The organism is Streptomyces sp. NPDC027189, assembly GCF_055566975.1.
Genome location: NZ_JBVHRI010000008.1, coordinates 65,554 through 79,599 on the forward strand (window position 1 = coordinate 65,554; position 14,046 = coordinate 79,599).

The 14,046-nt window shown below is 70.5% G+C and carries 7 protein-coding genes; 5 read left to right on the top strand and 2 right to left on the bottom strand.

What is annotated here, in order from left to right; genetic code table 11:
* Positions 1-147 precede the first annotated feature (147 nt).
* The 5 genes from ACZ4RZ_RS21070 (at position 148) to serA (ending at position 9,033) form a co-directional block, all read left to right on the top strand.
* Positions 148-3,234, top strand: a complete 3,087-nt coding sequence (locus tag ACZ4RZ_RS21070; protein WP_467746584.1) for a putative bifunctional diguanylate cyclase/phosphodiesterase — start codon at positions 148-150, stop codon at positions 3,232-3,234.
* Between the two features lie 227 nt (positions 3,235-3,461).
* The gene (locus ACZ4RZ_RS21075) at positions 3,462-5,318 is read left to right on the top strand and encodes an acetolactate synthase large subunit (protein ID WP_467746586.1); all 1,857 of its coding nucleotides are present in this window, start codon (positions 3,462-3,464) and stop codon (positions 5,316-5,318) included.
* 20 nt (positions 5,319-5,338) lie between these two features.
* Positions 5,339-5,866, top strand: coding sequence for an acetolactate synthase small subunit (gene ilvN, locus ACZ4RZ_RS21080; RefSeq protein ID WP_189188894.1), 528 nt, complete (start codon positions 5,339-5,341; stop codon positions 5,864-5,866).
* 156 nt (positions 5,867-6,022) lie between these two features.
* Positions 6,023-7,024, top strand: coding sequence for a ketol-acid reductoisomerase (gene ilvC, locus ACZ4RZ_RS21085; protein ID WP_189188895.1), 1,002 nt, complete (start codon positions 6,023-6,025; stop codon positions 7,022-7,024).
* A 419-nt stretch (positions 7,025-7,443) separates the two neighbouring features.
* Entirely contained in the window at positions 7,444-9,033 is a 1,590-nt protein-coding gene (serA, locus tag ACZ4RZ_RS21090) for a phosphoglycerate dehydrogenase (RefSeq protein ID WP_467746588.1), read from the top strand.
* A gap of 60 nt (positions 9,034-9,093) precedes the next feature.
* Here serA and ACZ4RZ_RS21095 read toward each other — a convergent pair whose 3' ends face one another.
* A complete protein-coding gene (locus ACZ4RZ_RS21095; RefSeq protein WP_467746590.1) occupies positions 9,094-12,069 on the bottom strand; it encodes an ATP-binding protein in 2,976 nt (991 codons plus the stop codon).
* A gap of 316 nt (positions 12,070-12,385) precedes the next feature.
* Entirely contained in the window at positions 12,386-13,954 is a 1,569-nt protein-coding gene (locus ACZ4RZ_RS21100) for an MFS transporter (RefSeq protein WP_467746592.1), read from the bottom strand.
* Positions 13,955-14,046 lie beyond the last annotated feature (92 nt).

Genomic DNA, 14,046 nt, shown 5'->3' on the forward strand with positions numbered 1-14,046 from the left:
GCGGGGCCGCCGACGACCCTGGCGCGCGGCCACGCGCAGACGTGGCCACGGTGGCCATCCCCACCGCAGGCACAGCGGCCGCCGGAGGCATGCGCACCCAGCGCACGGGGACCAGCGGGACCCCGGAGCGCGGACCGGGTGGGTCCGGTGAGTTCCCCAGTGGCGCTGCTGACCCGCCGGCCGGTATTCGGCGGCGGGACGGGCCTGGTCTCGCAACTCGTACTGGCCCTGGTGTGCGCGGGATACGCCGTCGGTTCCGCGATCGGCTGGGGCTCCGCGGGCCTCGCGCTGATCATGGGCGACTTCGGGCTGAGCGCCGCGGCGGGCACCGCTGCGGTCTCCTGCTTCCGCTACGCGCGCAGCCGCCGCAGCCGCTTTCGACCCGCATGGCTGCTGTTCGCGCTCTCCTCCGCCATGGCCTCGCTCGGCAACCTGGTCTGGGGGTGGTACGAGGTCGTCCTCAGCCGCCCGGTGCCCAGCCCGAGCTACGCCGACCTGTTCTTCCTGTGCTTCGCGCCGCCCGCCATCGTGGGACTGCTCGTGCTCGCCAAGAGGCCCGTCACCAAGGCGGGTTGGGTGTGTCTCGCGCTGGACGCCTGGCTGATCGGCGGCTCGCTGCTCACGCTGTCCTGGAGCCTCGCGCTGGCCCAGGCCGCGAAGTTCGACGGGCCGAGTGTCGCGCACACGGCACTGTCGCTGGCGTACCCGCTGCTGGACATCGCCCTGGTCAGCATGGTGCTGGCGCTGCACTTCCGGCGCTCGTCGGTGAACAGATCGGCGGTGAACACGGCGATCGGGGCACTCGCCCTGACCGTGATGTGCGACGCCCTGTTCACCTCGCCCCTCCTGCACAACAGCTACCACTCCGGGCAGCTCCTCGACGCTGGCTGGTTCGCCGGCTCGCTGCTCCTCGCGTACGCCCCCTGGGTGGGCACCCGGCACGGACAGCCAGACGCGGACGGGCCGGCGAACGGGCACGCGCGCGTGGTGCACGAACACATCCCGGGACAGCGCCAAGAAGGGCACCAGGAGCAGCACGGACATCAAGCTCGACAAGGCCATCACGGCCAACAGCGGCAGCACGGACATCAGGCGAAGCGGCAGGACGGACAGCAGGGAGGACACATGCACGTGCTCCTCCAGGAAGGTGGCCACAGCCTCCTTCAGGAAGGTGGCCACAGCCTTCTCCAGGAAGGCGGCCACAGCCGGTACCCGGCCACGCGCCCGATCGCCGGATCGCTGGCCGCGCTCACGCCCTACCTGGCCGCCGCCGTCTGCACGCTGGGGATCCTCTACAACGTCCTGAACGGTCGCAATGTAGACCGCGTGGTGCTCATCACCGCAGGGCTCGTCGTGCTCGCCCTCGTCGTGCGCCAGGGCATCATGCTGCTCGACAACATCACCCTCACCCAGGAGCTGGCCCAGAAGGAGAACCACTTCCGCTCCCTGGTGCAGGGCTCCAGCGACGTGATCATGATCGCCGCGCCCAACGGAATCCTGCGGTACGTCAGCCCGGCCGCCGCCGGGGTCTACGGACGCGACGCCGACGAACTCGTCGGCTCCGAGCTCGCCTCGCTCATCCACCCCGAGGACCTCGGCTGCGTAGTGCACGAAGTGCGACGTTTCCTGGCGGCCAGCCACATCGAGGAACCCACCACCCGCATCGAGTGCCGCTTCCGGTCCGGCGACGGCGGCTGGCTCAATGTCGAGTCCACCGTCAACCGGCACCAGGGCGGCCTCATCTTCAACAGCCGTGACGTGACCGAACGGGTGCGTCTGCAGGCGCAGTTGCAGCACAACGCCGAGCACGACCCGCTCACCGACCTGCCCAACCGCGCGCTGTTCACCCGGCGCGTCCAGCAGGCGCTCTCCGGCCGCCGCTCCTCCGACCGCGGCACCGCCGTCCTGTTCATCGACCTCGACGGCTTCAAGGCCGTCAACGACACGATCGGGCACCAGGCCGGCGACGAGCTCCTCGTCCAGGCCGCCCGCAGACTCCAGGACTCGGTGCGGCACGGCGACACCGCCGCCCGCCTCGGCGGCGACGAGTTCGCGGCCCTGATCGTCGGCGACGGCACCCGCGACCGCGCCCCGCGCGAGCAGCAGATCCTGGAGCTGGCCGACCGCCTGAGGATCAAGCTCTCACAGCCGTACGCCATCGACGGCAACGATGTCCGGGTCGCCGCGTCCATCGGAGTCGGCTTCGCCGAACCGGGCCTGGGCGCCGGCGAACTGCTGCGCAACGCCGACCTCGCCATGTACCGCGCCAAGGCGGCCGGCAAGGGACGCGTCGAGTTGTACGCGCCCCAGATGCAGCAGGACGTCGTACGGAAGGCTGAGCTGGCCACCCGGCTGCGCTCGGCTCTTCAGGACGGCGAGTTCACGCTGCTGCACCAGCCCGTAGTGTCGCTCGAAAACGGCCGGATCACATCGGTCACCGCGCAGGCGCGCTGGCGCTCCTCCCAGGGGGTGCTCTTCATGCCCGCCGAGTTCCTGCGCGTCGCCGAGGACAGTGACAAGACCGCCGAGCTGGGCCGGTGGATGCTCGAAGAGGCCGTCGAGCAGGCCGCCCAGCGCGCGGCCGCGGGCGCCGCCGTGCCCGTCGCCGTCCGGATGAATGCCCGGCGCCTGCTGGACCGCTCGCTGCCCGTCGGCTCCGTGGAAGCTCTGCTGACCCGGCACGGCCTTCCCTCCGGCGCCCTGATCGTGGAGCTGTCCGACACTGACCCCCGGGTCTCCCTGGACGAGCTGGAGCGCCGGCTGAACGCGCTCAGGCGGCTCGGCGTCCGGGTCGCCCTGGATGGCTTCGGCAGCGGATATGCCGCCATCACGGCACTCAGAAGGCTCCCCATCGACATGCTCAAACTCGACAGAGGTCTCGTCGAAGGTGTCGTCGAGTCCGCCCGGTTGCACAAGATCACCAGCGGGCTGCTGCGGATCGCCACCGACCTGGGGCTGCAGTCCGTGGCCGACGGGGTCGATCTTCCGGAACAGGTCATCGCCCTGCGCGCGATGGGCTGCACCCATGGGCAGGGCATGGCCTTCTCGGGGCCGCTCGACGAGTACCGGCTGCGCCGGGCGCTGTCTTCCGGCCACTATCCGGTGCCGCACGGGCCGGTCGAGCCAGCGTTCGCGGGCGGCCGCGCAGGGGTGTATACGAGTGGTGTGCCCGCTGTTTTCGGGGGCGGAACTGCCCTCCGCTCACATAATGAGACTCCCGTCCCACCCACTTGACAGTCAGTGCGTGCCGGGGGGAGGGTCAATGCCATGCGCACCCGAATTCTCGTACTTGGAAAGCGCGTCGGCTGAAGCTTGGTGACCACCGGACGGACCCGGAACACCCAGCGACCGCACCCGGCGCGCTCCCCTCGCTTGCCTCACGGCACGAGGGGTTTTTTGTTGCACAGGCACCAGTCGTACACCGCACAAAACTCGCAAAAACCCTCAGCATCGAGAAGAGAATGCCGATGACCGAGCAGGCCACCGGGGCCCACCATCCGCAGCCGCGGCCCCGTTCCGGAGGACAGCAGTCCGCCCCCGAGCGCGTCACGGGTGCGCAGTCCCTCATCCGCTCTCTCGAGGAGGTCGGGGCCGAGACGGTATTCGGCATCCCCGGCGGTGCGATCCTCCCGGCCTACGACCCGCTGATGGACTCCAAGCGCGTGCGGCACGTGCTCGTCCGCCACGAGCAGGGCGCGGGCCACGCGGCCACCGGCTACGCGCAGGCCACCGGCAAGGTCGGCGTCTGCATGGCCACCAGCGGCCCGGGCGCCACCAACCTGGTGACCCCGATCGCCGACGCGCACATGGACTCGGTGCCGCTCGTGGCGATCACCGGGCAGGTCGCGTCCAAGGCGATCGGCACGGACGCCTTCCAGGAGGCGGACATCGTCGGCATCACCATGCCGATCACCAAGCACAACTTCCTGGTGACCAAGGCCGAGGACATTCCGCGGACGATCGCGGAGGCCTTCCACATCGCCTCCACCGGCCGCCCGGGGCCCGTCCTCGTCGACATCGCCAAGGACGCCCTTCAGGCGCAGACCACCTTCCAGTGGCCGCCGACCCAGGACCTGCCCGGCTACCGCCCGGTCACCAAGCCGCACGCCAAGCAGATCCGCGAGGCCGCCAAGCTGATCACCCAGGCCAAGCGGCCCGTCCTGTACGTCGGCGGTGGCGTCCTCAAGGCGAACGCCACCGCCGAGCTGAAGGTCCTCGCAGAACTCACCGGAGCGCCCGTCACCACCACACTGATGGCGCTCGGCGCATTCCCCGACAGCCACCCGCTGCACGTGGGAATGCCGGGCATGCACGGTGCGGTCACCGCCGTCACCGCGCTGCAGAAGGCAGACCTGATCGTCGCCCTCGGAGCCCGCTTCGACGACCGCGTCACCGGCAAGCTGGACAGCTTCGCCCCGTATGCCAAGATCGTCCACGCCGACATCGACCCGGCGGAGATCGGCAAGAACCGCGCCGCCGACGTGCCGATCGTCGGTGACGCCCGTGAGGTCATCGCCGACCTGGTCCAGGCGGTGCAGAAGGAGCACAGCGAGGGCCACCAGGGCGACTACACCACTTGGTGGAAGGACCTCAACCGCTGGCGCGAGACATACCCGCTGGGCTACGAGCAGCCCGACAACGGTTCGCTGTCGCCGCAGCAGGTCATCGAGCGCATCGGCAAGCTCGCCCCGGAGGGCACGATCTTCGCCGCGGGCGTCGGCCAGCACCAGATGTGGGCCGCGCACTACATCCAGTACGAGAAGCCCGCCACCTGGCTGAACTCCGGCGGCGCCGGAACGATGGGCTACGCGGTCCCGGCGGCGATGGGCGCGAAGGCCGGGCAGCCGGACCAGACGGTCTGGGCGATCGACGGCGACGGCTGCTTCCAGATGACCAATCAGGAGCTCACCACCTGCGCCCTGAACAACATCCCGATCAAGGTCGCCATCATCAACAACGGTGCCCTCGGGATGGTCCGCCAGTGGCAGACCCTCTTTTACAACCAGCGCTACTCCAACACCGTGCTGCACTCGGGCCCCGAGGCGACCGGCAAGGAGCCGAGCGCGGGCACCCGCGTTCCCGACTTCGTGAAGCTGTCGGAGGCCATGGGCTGCTACGCCATCCGCTGCGAGTCCCCGGACGACCTCGACAAGGTCATCGAAGAGGCGAACTCGATCAACGACCGCCCCGTCGTGGTCGACTTCATCGTCCACGAGGACGCGATGGTGTGGCCGATGGTCGCCGCCGGCACCTCGAACGACGAGATCATGGCCGCTCGGGACGTCCGCCCCGACTTCGGCGACAACGAAGACGACTGAGAGAGAGCCGAGTCAGAACCATGAGCAAGCACACCCTCTCCGTCCTCGTCGAGAACAAGCCAGGCATCCTCGCCCGGATCGCCGCCCTGTTCTCCCGGCGCGGCTTCAACATCGACTCGCTCGCCGTCGGTGTCACCGAGCACCCCGACATCTCCCGCATCACCATCGTGGTGAACGTGATCGAGGCACTCCCGCTCGAGCAGGTCACCAAACAGCTCAACAAGCTCGTCAACGTTCTGAAGATCGTCGAGCTGGAGCCGTCCTCGGCGGTGCAGCGCGAACTCGTTCTGGTGAAGGTGCGCGCCGACAACGAGACGCGCTCCCAGATCGTCGAGATCGTCCAGCTGTTCCGCGCCAAGACCGTGGACGTCTCCCCGGAGGCCGTCACCATCGAGGCCACCGGCGGCAGCGACAAGCTGGAGGCCATGCTCAAGATGCTGGAGCCCTTCGGCATCAAGGAGCTCGTCCAGTCCGGCACGATCGCGATCGGGCGCGGGGCGCGTTCGATCACGGACCGCTCGCTGCGCGCGCTGGACCGATCGGCGTAAGTCTTTAAACGGTCTCCATGAGGCCGTAAACGGTCTTGGTACGGGCGGTAGGTGATCGCCGACCGCCCGTATGCCGAGACCCGAAAACTTCCCTTCCCCCGCCCGCCGTACGGTGGGACGCAACACCGGCAATACCGGAAAACAAGGAGAACCCCAGTGGCCGAGCTGTTCTACGACGACGACGCCGACCTGTCCATCATCCAGGGCCGCAAGGTCGCGGTCATCGGCTACGGCAGCCAGGGCCACGCCCACGCGCTGTCGCTGCGTGACTCGGGTGTCGACGTCCGCGTCGGTCTGCACGAGGGCTCCAAGTCCAAGGCGAAGGCCGAGGAGCAGGGCCTGCGCGTGGTGACCCCGTCGGAGGCCGCCGCCGAGGCCGACGTCATCATGATCCTGGTGCCGGACCCGATCCAGGCCCAGGTCTACGAGGAGTCCATCCAGGGCAACCTGAAGGACGGCGACGCGCTGTTCTTCGGCCACGGCCTGAACATCCGCTTCGGCTTCATCAAGCCCCCGGCCGGCGTCGACGTCGCCATGGTCGCCCCCAAGGGCCCGGGTCACCTCGTGCGCCGCCAGTACGAGGAGGGTCGCGGCGTTCCCTGCATCGCGGCCGTCGAGCAGGACGCGACCGGAGGCGCCTTCGCGCTCGCGCTGTCGTACGCCAAGGGCATCGGCGGCACCCGCGCCGGCGTCATCAAGACGACCTTCACCGAGGAGACCGAGACCGACCTGTTCGGTGAGCAGGCCGTCCTCTGTGGTGGTACCGCCGCGCTGGTCAAGGCGGGCTTCGAGACGCTGACCGAGGCCGGCTACCAGCCGGAGATCGCGTACTTCGAGTGCCTCCACGAGCTGAAGCTCATCGTCGACCTCATGTACGAGGGCGGCCTGGAGAAGATGCGCTGGTCCGTCTCCGAGACGGCCGAGTGGGGCGACTACGTGACCGGCCCGCGCATCATCACCGACGCCACCAAGGCCGAGATGAAGAAGGTCCTCGCCGAGATCCAGGACGGCACGTTCGCCCGTAACTGGATGGAGGAGTACCACTCCGGTCTGAAGAAGTACAACGAGTACAAGAAGCAGGACGCCGAGTCCCTGCTGGAGACCACCGGCAAGGAGCTGCGCAAGCTCATGAGCTGGGTCAACGACGACGAGGCGTAAGCCTGACGACGATGGGGCCGGAACATACGTTCCGGCCCCATCGTCGAACCCCGGGTAACGCTGTTGTCCACCGAGGCAGCCACGTCCGGGTGATCCTTCCACGGAGGCGCAAGACGCCCCCCGTAGCGCTACTACACTGCTGCATATCAACAACGCGTCAGGCCCACAACGTCGTGCGTCTTCCACGCGGCTCAAGCGACACCGAGGAAGTGCAGGCACGCCCCCACGCCGCCCGGCACGCACTCTCGCCGCACCGGCCGAAGGCCCAAGTAGCTCCGCTACGAGAGCCTTCGTCCGGCACACCGAGAGCACGCACCGAACGACGCGGGAACGCACCCGCACTTCCCCGGCGCCGCTACACCCCTCCACCGCCTGCGGCCGTCGGGACGGCCGTCCGCATTGGACTTGTGAGGACTCACGTGAGCTCGAAACCTGTCGTACTCATCGCTGAAGAGCTGTCGCCCGCGACCGTCGACGCCCTGGGCCCGGACTTCGAGATCCGGCACGCGAACGGCGCGGACCGCGCCGAGCTGCTGCCCGCGATCGCCGACGTCGACGCGATCCTGATCCGCTCGGCCACCAAGGTCGACGCCGAGGCCGTCGCCGCCGCCAAGAAGCTGAAGGTCGTCGCACGAGCCGGTGTCGGCCTGGACAACGTCGACGTCTCCGCCGCCACCAAGGCCGGCGTGATGGTCGTCAACGCCCCCACCTCGAACATCGTAACCGCGGCCGAGCTGGCCTGCGGTCTCCTCCTCGCCACCGCGCGCCACATTCCGCAGGCCAACACGGCGCTGAAGAACGGCGAGTGGAAGCGCAGCAAGTACACCGGTGTCGAGCTCGCCGAGAAGACCCTCGGCGTCGTCGGCCTTGGCCGCATCGGCGCGCTGGTCGCCCAGCGCATGTCGGCGTTCGGCATGAAGGTCGTCGCGTACGACCCCTACGTCCAGCCTGCCCGGGCCGCGCAGATGGGCGTCAAGGTGCTGTCCCTCGACGAGCTGCTCGAGGTCTCCGACTTCATCACCGTGCACCTGCCCAAGACCCCCGAGACCGTCGGTCTCATCGGTGACGAGGCGCTGCACAAGGTCAAGCCGTCGGTACGGATCGTCAACGCCGCGCGTGGCGGGATCGTCGACGAGGAGGCGCTGTACTCGGCGCTCAAGGAAGGCCGCGTCGCCGGCGCCGGCCTCGACGTGTACGCCAAGGAGCCCTGCACGGACTCCCCGCTCTTCGAGCTCGACCAGGTCGTCTGCACCCCGCACCTCGGCGCCTCCACGGACGAGGCGCAGGAGAAGGCCGGTATCTCCGTCGCCCGCTCGGTGCGCCTCGCCCTCGCCGGTGAGCTGGTCCCGGATGCGGTGAACGTCCAGGGCGGTGTCATCGCCGAGGACGTCAAGCCGGGCCTGCCGCTCGCCGAGCGCCTCGGTCGCATCTTCACCGCCCTCGCGGGCGAGGTCGCGGTCCGCCTCGACGTCGAGGTGTACGGAGAGATCACCCAGCACGACGTGAAGGTGCTCGAACTCTCCGCGCTCAAGGGTGTGTTCGAGGACGTCGTCGACGAGACCGTGTCGTACGTCAACGCCCCGCTGTTCGCGCAGGAGCGTGGCGTCGAGGTGCGCCTGACGACCAGCTCGGAGTCCCCCGACCACCGCAACGTGGTCACCGTGCGCGGCACGCTCGGCAACGGCGAGGAGGTCTCGGTCTCCGGCACGCTCGCGGGCCCGAAGCACCTGCAGAAGATCGTCGCCGTCGGTGACTACGACGTGGACCTCGCGCTCGCCGAGCACATGGTCGTGCTCCGCTACGAGGACCGTCCCGGCGTCGTCGGCACCGTCGGCCGCATCCTCGGCGAGGCGGGCATCAACATCGCCGGTATGCAGGTCGCCCGCGCGGCGGCCGGTGGCGAGGCCCTCGCGGTCCTGACCGTCGACGACACGGTCTCGCAGGCCGTCCTCTCCGAGCTCGCCGAGGAGATCGGCGCGACGTCGGCACGTTCGGTGAACCTCGTCTGACATCCGCCACTGAGGGCCGGACCACCTTCGGGTGGTCCGGCCCTCAGTCGTTTGACGGGGTCAGCCGGACGTCGTCGTCTCCGGCTCGATCAGGCCCTCGCGGTAGGCGATGGCCACCGCCTCCGTGCGGCTGGCGGCGCTGAGTTTGGCCAGGATGTTGGAGACGTGGACGCTGGCCGTCTTGCCGCTGATGAACAGCTCCTCGCCGATCTGGCGGTTGGTGCGCCCACGCGCGAGCAGCCGCAGGACGTCGCTCTCGCGGGCCGTCAGTACGGCGATGCGGTCCTGGGTGGACGGTGACTCGGCGAGGCGGCCGCGACGGATGAGGGCGTCCAGGTCCTCCCGCAGCGGTACGGCGCTGAGGCGGACGGCCGTGTCGCGGGCCGCGCGCGCGTGCTCGGCGGCCTCCGCGCGGCGATCGGCCGTCAACAGGGCTTCCGCGAGCCGCCGACCGCAGCGCGCCAGTTCGTACGGATCGCCGTAGCCGAACGCGGCGACGGCCTTCTCCCAGGCCGCGACGTCCGGCCCGGTGCGGGCGCGGGTCCACTCCGCCTCGGCGCGGGCGAGCCAGGCCCGGCCCTCGGGGCCCTGCTCGGTGCCGTCCTCGCCCCTGGCCGCCGTGGTCCTGGCCAGCTCCACCAGCCCGGTCGCGGTGGCCGTCCAACGGCGGACCCCCACCGGGTCACCGGACAGCCGCGCCTCCTCGGCCGAGTCCGCGACCGCGGCCAGGGCCAGCGCCGCCAGCCGCACACCGACGTCGGGCCGGTCGGCGCCAACAGCGTCCGTGAGGGTTTCGAGCGCGCTGTGCACCCGCTCGACGGCCGCCTTCGCGTCGCCCCGCAGTGCCGCGGCATCGGTCAGGACGATGCTCGCGACGAGGGTCGCCATCCAGTCGAAGGGCCCGTCGAGCAGAGCACGGGCCCCTCCGACGGCCGTCTCCTGATCGCCGCGCGCCAGGGCGACGTACAGCGCGGGACCGGTCGCGAACCCGCCCGCCGCGGGCAGCCGTTCGGCATCCGCGGCGGCCGCTCGCGCGCACTCGTCCCAGCGGCCCAGCGTGTAGAGCACCAGGGACTGGAGGTAGCGCAGCTCCAGTGCGTACGGCGAGGAGAGCAGACCGGCGCGGCGGGCGCGGTCCAGGCCGTCGGCGAGCGAGGTCAGACACTCGTCGAGGTCGCCGGATTCGTAACAGCCGATGGCGAGGTTGTAGAGCGCGCGCATCTCGACCGGGATGTTGCCCGCGCTGCGGGCCAGCTCGCGGGCCTGCCGCAGCCGGTCCCGGCCCTGAGGCGTACGCCGGTTGTGCGCCTCCAGGCCGACCAGGGAGATCATCAAGTCGGCCTGTGCGTCGGCGAGTTCGAGCTCCTCGGCGGTGCGCAGCGCCTGGCGGGCGACCCGCTCGGCGTCCTCGTCGTGCCCGACGTACCGCGCGGCCACGACGTACGTCGCCGCCGCCCACACCCAGGTGTACGACGGAGGCTCGGCGGGGATCATGGCGAGCGCCTCGCTGCTGTACGTGAACGCGGCCTTCAGGTTGTCGATGCGCATCAGGTTGCCCGCGAGTGTGTAGCGGACGCGGGCGGCGAGTTCCGAGTCGGCGTCCGAACCGGCTCTGGCGAGCGCGGCGCGGGTGAGGTGGACCGCCCGGTGCGCCTCGCCGGCGCGCGCGGCGGCCGCGGAGGCGCGCAGCGTGAGGGTCACCGAGTCGCCGCCCTGGGGGCGGGCGGCCGGGTCCACCGTGGTCCACAGTTTGAGTGCGGTCTCCAGATGGTGCAGCTCTTCCGCCGGCGCGCCGACTCGCTGGGCGTGGTCGGCGGCTTCGAGCGAGGCCGTGAGCGCGTCGGGGAGGTCGTGACTCTCCCGTGAGTGATGGGCCCGCTCCGCCGCGCTCTCCGCCGAACGGCCGTGCCCCGCAAGCAGTTTGGCGAACGCCCCGTGCACCCGGACGCGCTCGCCGGGCAGCAGATCGGCGTACACGGCCTCGCGGGTGAGGGCGTGCCGGAACGAGTACGTGGCGTCCTCGCCGGGGACCAGCAGCTGCCGGCCGACGGCCTCGCGCAGCGCCGACTCCAGCTCGTCCTCCGGCAGTTGTACGGCGTCCCGCAGCAGGTCGTGCTCGACACGGCGCCCGGCGACGGCGGCCGTGCGCAGGACCTGCTGGGCGGTCTCGGAGAGCTGCTCGATCCGGATGAGGAGTACGTCGGCCAGCCCGCTCGGCATGGCGGGCGAGGCCGGGTCGAAGTCGCCCGGCAGGGCGGCGAGCAGCTCCTCCGCGTAGAAGGCGTTGCCCTCGGCCCGGTCGACGATACGGCGGACCGTGGTGTCCGACACGGGGTCCGTCCGAAGCGCGCGGACGAGCCGGGCCACTTCGGCGTCGGCCATCGGCCGCAGCTCCACACGGTCGACGGCGGGCAGCCTGATCAGCTCGGCGAGCAGCGGGCGCAGGGGATGGCGGCGGTGCAGATCGTCCGCACGGTACGAGGCGAAGATCGCCAGGCGGTGGGCGGGGGCGCCGGGTCTCGGGCGCTGGAGGAGCCCGCGGCTGAGCAGGAAGCGCAGGAGATCCCGGGAGGACTGGTCCGCCCAGTGCAGGTCTTCGAGGATCAGGAGGAGCGGGGCGATGTCGGCGAGGTCGGCGAGGAGACCGGCCAGGCCCTCGAAGAGCTGCAGGCGGCTGCCGGGGTCGGGCGCGGTGTCGGTGCCGGATCCGGTGCTCAGCAGGCGGTCCACCGCCGGGTGCGCCGCGAAGGCGGGGGCGAACCTGTCGTCCGCGGCCAGTACGCCGAGGATTTCCGTGAACGGCAGATACGGCAGGCCCACGTCGCCCAGGTCCACGCAGTGGCCGGTGAGGACGGTCAAGCCGGTGGCTGCGGCGTGGGTCGCGGCTTCCGCCAGCGTGCGGGTCTTGCCGACGCCGGCGTCGCCCGCCACCAGTACGGCGCGCGGGTCGCCGTGCTTCGCCCGCTCCAGCACGCCGGTGAGCCGGGCGAGTTCGTCCTCCCGGCCGATGAACGGCGTACCGAATGTCTGTGTCACGGGGACCATCCTGGCACGCGGCACTGACACCCGTACGGCGGCACTGTGCGGCCCACCGGATGGGTGTTCGCCCCCTTCGCCCCTGCCCGTCCCGACCAGCCTTCGGCTGCGGGTGGGCGGGGGTTGCTCGCGCAGTTCCCCGCGCCCCTAAAAGGAGCGCGGGGAACTGCGCGATCTTTTAGGGGGGTCTGGGGGCGCAGCCCCCAAGTACGGGAATGGGCAGGGGCGGAGGGGGCGAAAACCCCTGCGGCTCCGACCACGGGGAAACGCCGGACGGGGCCGGGGAAAACCCCGGCCCCGTCCCGGAAGCGCGCCCTCAGGCGAGCGACTCCGCGCTCTCTGCGCTCTCCGCGGCCTCGCGCACCTGCACCTTGCGCAGCGTCGTCGTGGCGAGCACCGCCGCCCCCAGCAGCAGCACCGCCCCCGCGATCGCCGCGGCCTGCATCCCACTGGTGAAGGCCTCCCGCGCGGCCGTCGTCAGGGCCTGCCCCGCGTCGCCCGGCAGTTGCCGGGCCACGGCCAGCGCGCCGCCCAGGGTCTCGTGGGCCGGGGCCGGAGCGCCGGCCGGGATCTCGTGGCGGTAGACCGCCGTGCCGATGGAGCCGAGGACGGCCATGCCCAGCGCGCCGCCGAACTCCGCGCCGGTCTCCAGCAGGGAGGACGCGGCGCCCGCGTTGCCGACGGGGACGGTGCCGAGGGCGAGGTCCATCATCTGCGACATCACGGTGACGATTCCGGCGGCGAGGACACCGGCACCGGCGAGGACGAGCCACATCGAGTCGGTACCGGCGAGCGTCAGCAGCCCGTAGCCGCAGGCGGCGGTGACGAAGCCGCCGGAGACGACGTGGGCGCGGTGGACACCCTTCTGCACGAGCTGCGCGGCGACCGGGGCCGCGACGCCGACCAGGACCGTGGGGAGCAGCGCCCACAGCGCGGCCTCCATGGAGCTCTTGCCGAGCACGGACTGCAGGTACTGGGTGGTGAAGTACGCCGAACCCATCATCCCGAAGGAAGAGATCAGGTTGAGGACGACGGCCGGCGCGAAGCCGCGGCCGCGGAACAGAGCCGGGGAGATCAGCGGGGACTTCGCGGTGCGCTGGCGGTGGACGAAGAGCGCGGTGAAGACCAGGCCGACGAGGATCGAGACGACGTACTCGAACTTCCAGCCCTCGGACGGGATTTCCTTGATGCCGTAGATGACGGGCAGGACCGCCGCCATCGACAGCGGCACGCTGAGCAGGTCGAAGCGGCCGGGCTCCGGGTTCTTGGACTCCGGGAGCATGATCGGGCCGAGGGCCAGCAGCAGCACCATCGCGGGCAGGTTGACCAGGAAGACCGAGCCCCACCAGAAGTACTCGACCAGCACACCGCTCATCACCGAACCGAGCGCGACGCCGCCGGTCATGACGCCGGACCAGATGCCGATCGCCTTCGCGCGCTGGCCGGAGTCCGTGAACATCGTCCGGATGATCGCCATCGTCGACGGCATCAGGGTCGCGCCGCCGATCCCGAGGAGCGCGCGGGCGGCGATCAGGGTCTCGGGGCTGTTGGCGTAGGCGGCGATCACCGAGGCCGTGCCGAAGGCGGCGGCGCCGAGGAGGAGGAGCTTGCGGCGGCCGATGCGGTCGCCGAGCGAGCCCATCGTCATCAGCAGTCCGGCGAGCACGAACGCGTAGATGTCGAAGATCCACAGCTGCTGGGTGCCGCCGGGTTCCAGGTCCGCGCTGATCGAGGGGATCGCGAAGTAGAGGACCGAGACGTCCATCGAGACCAGGAGCAGCGGAAGCATCAGGACGCCGAGGGCGGTCCATTCGCGGCGGCCGGCGAGGGCGGCGGGGCCACCCGGTGTGCCGGGTGCGGGAGTTGTGCTCGTCGAGTTCGTCATGGCAGCGACTGTACGCACGTCTTAAACGCTTGTCTAGTACGAGCGTTTAAGACGTGCGTTTTGGACGTCGGTATAGGACGGTTGTATGGATC

Excerpts from the sequence above, each read along its gene's own strand:
- ACZ4RZ_RS21100 (WP_467746592.1), bottom strand. The coding sequence starts at position 13,954 with ATGACGAACTCGACGAGCACAACTCCCGCACCCGGCACACCGGGTGGC.
- ACZ4RZ_RS21075 (WP_467746586.1), top strand. The coding sequence starts at position 3,462 with ATGCCGATGACCGAGCAGGCCACCGGGGCCCACCATCCGCAGCCGCGG.
- ilvN (WP_189188894.1), top strand. The coding sequence starts at position 5,339 with ATGAGCAAGCACACCCTCTCCGTCCTCGTCGAGAACAAGCCAGGCATC.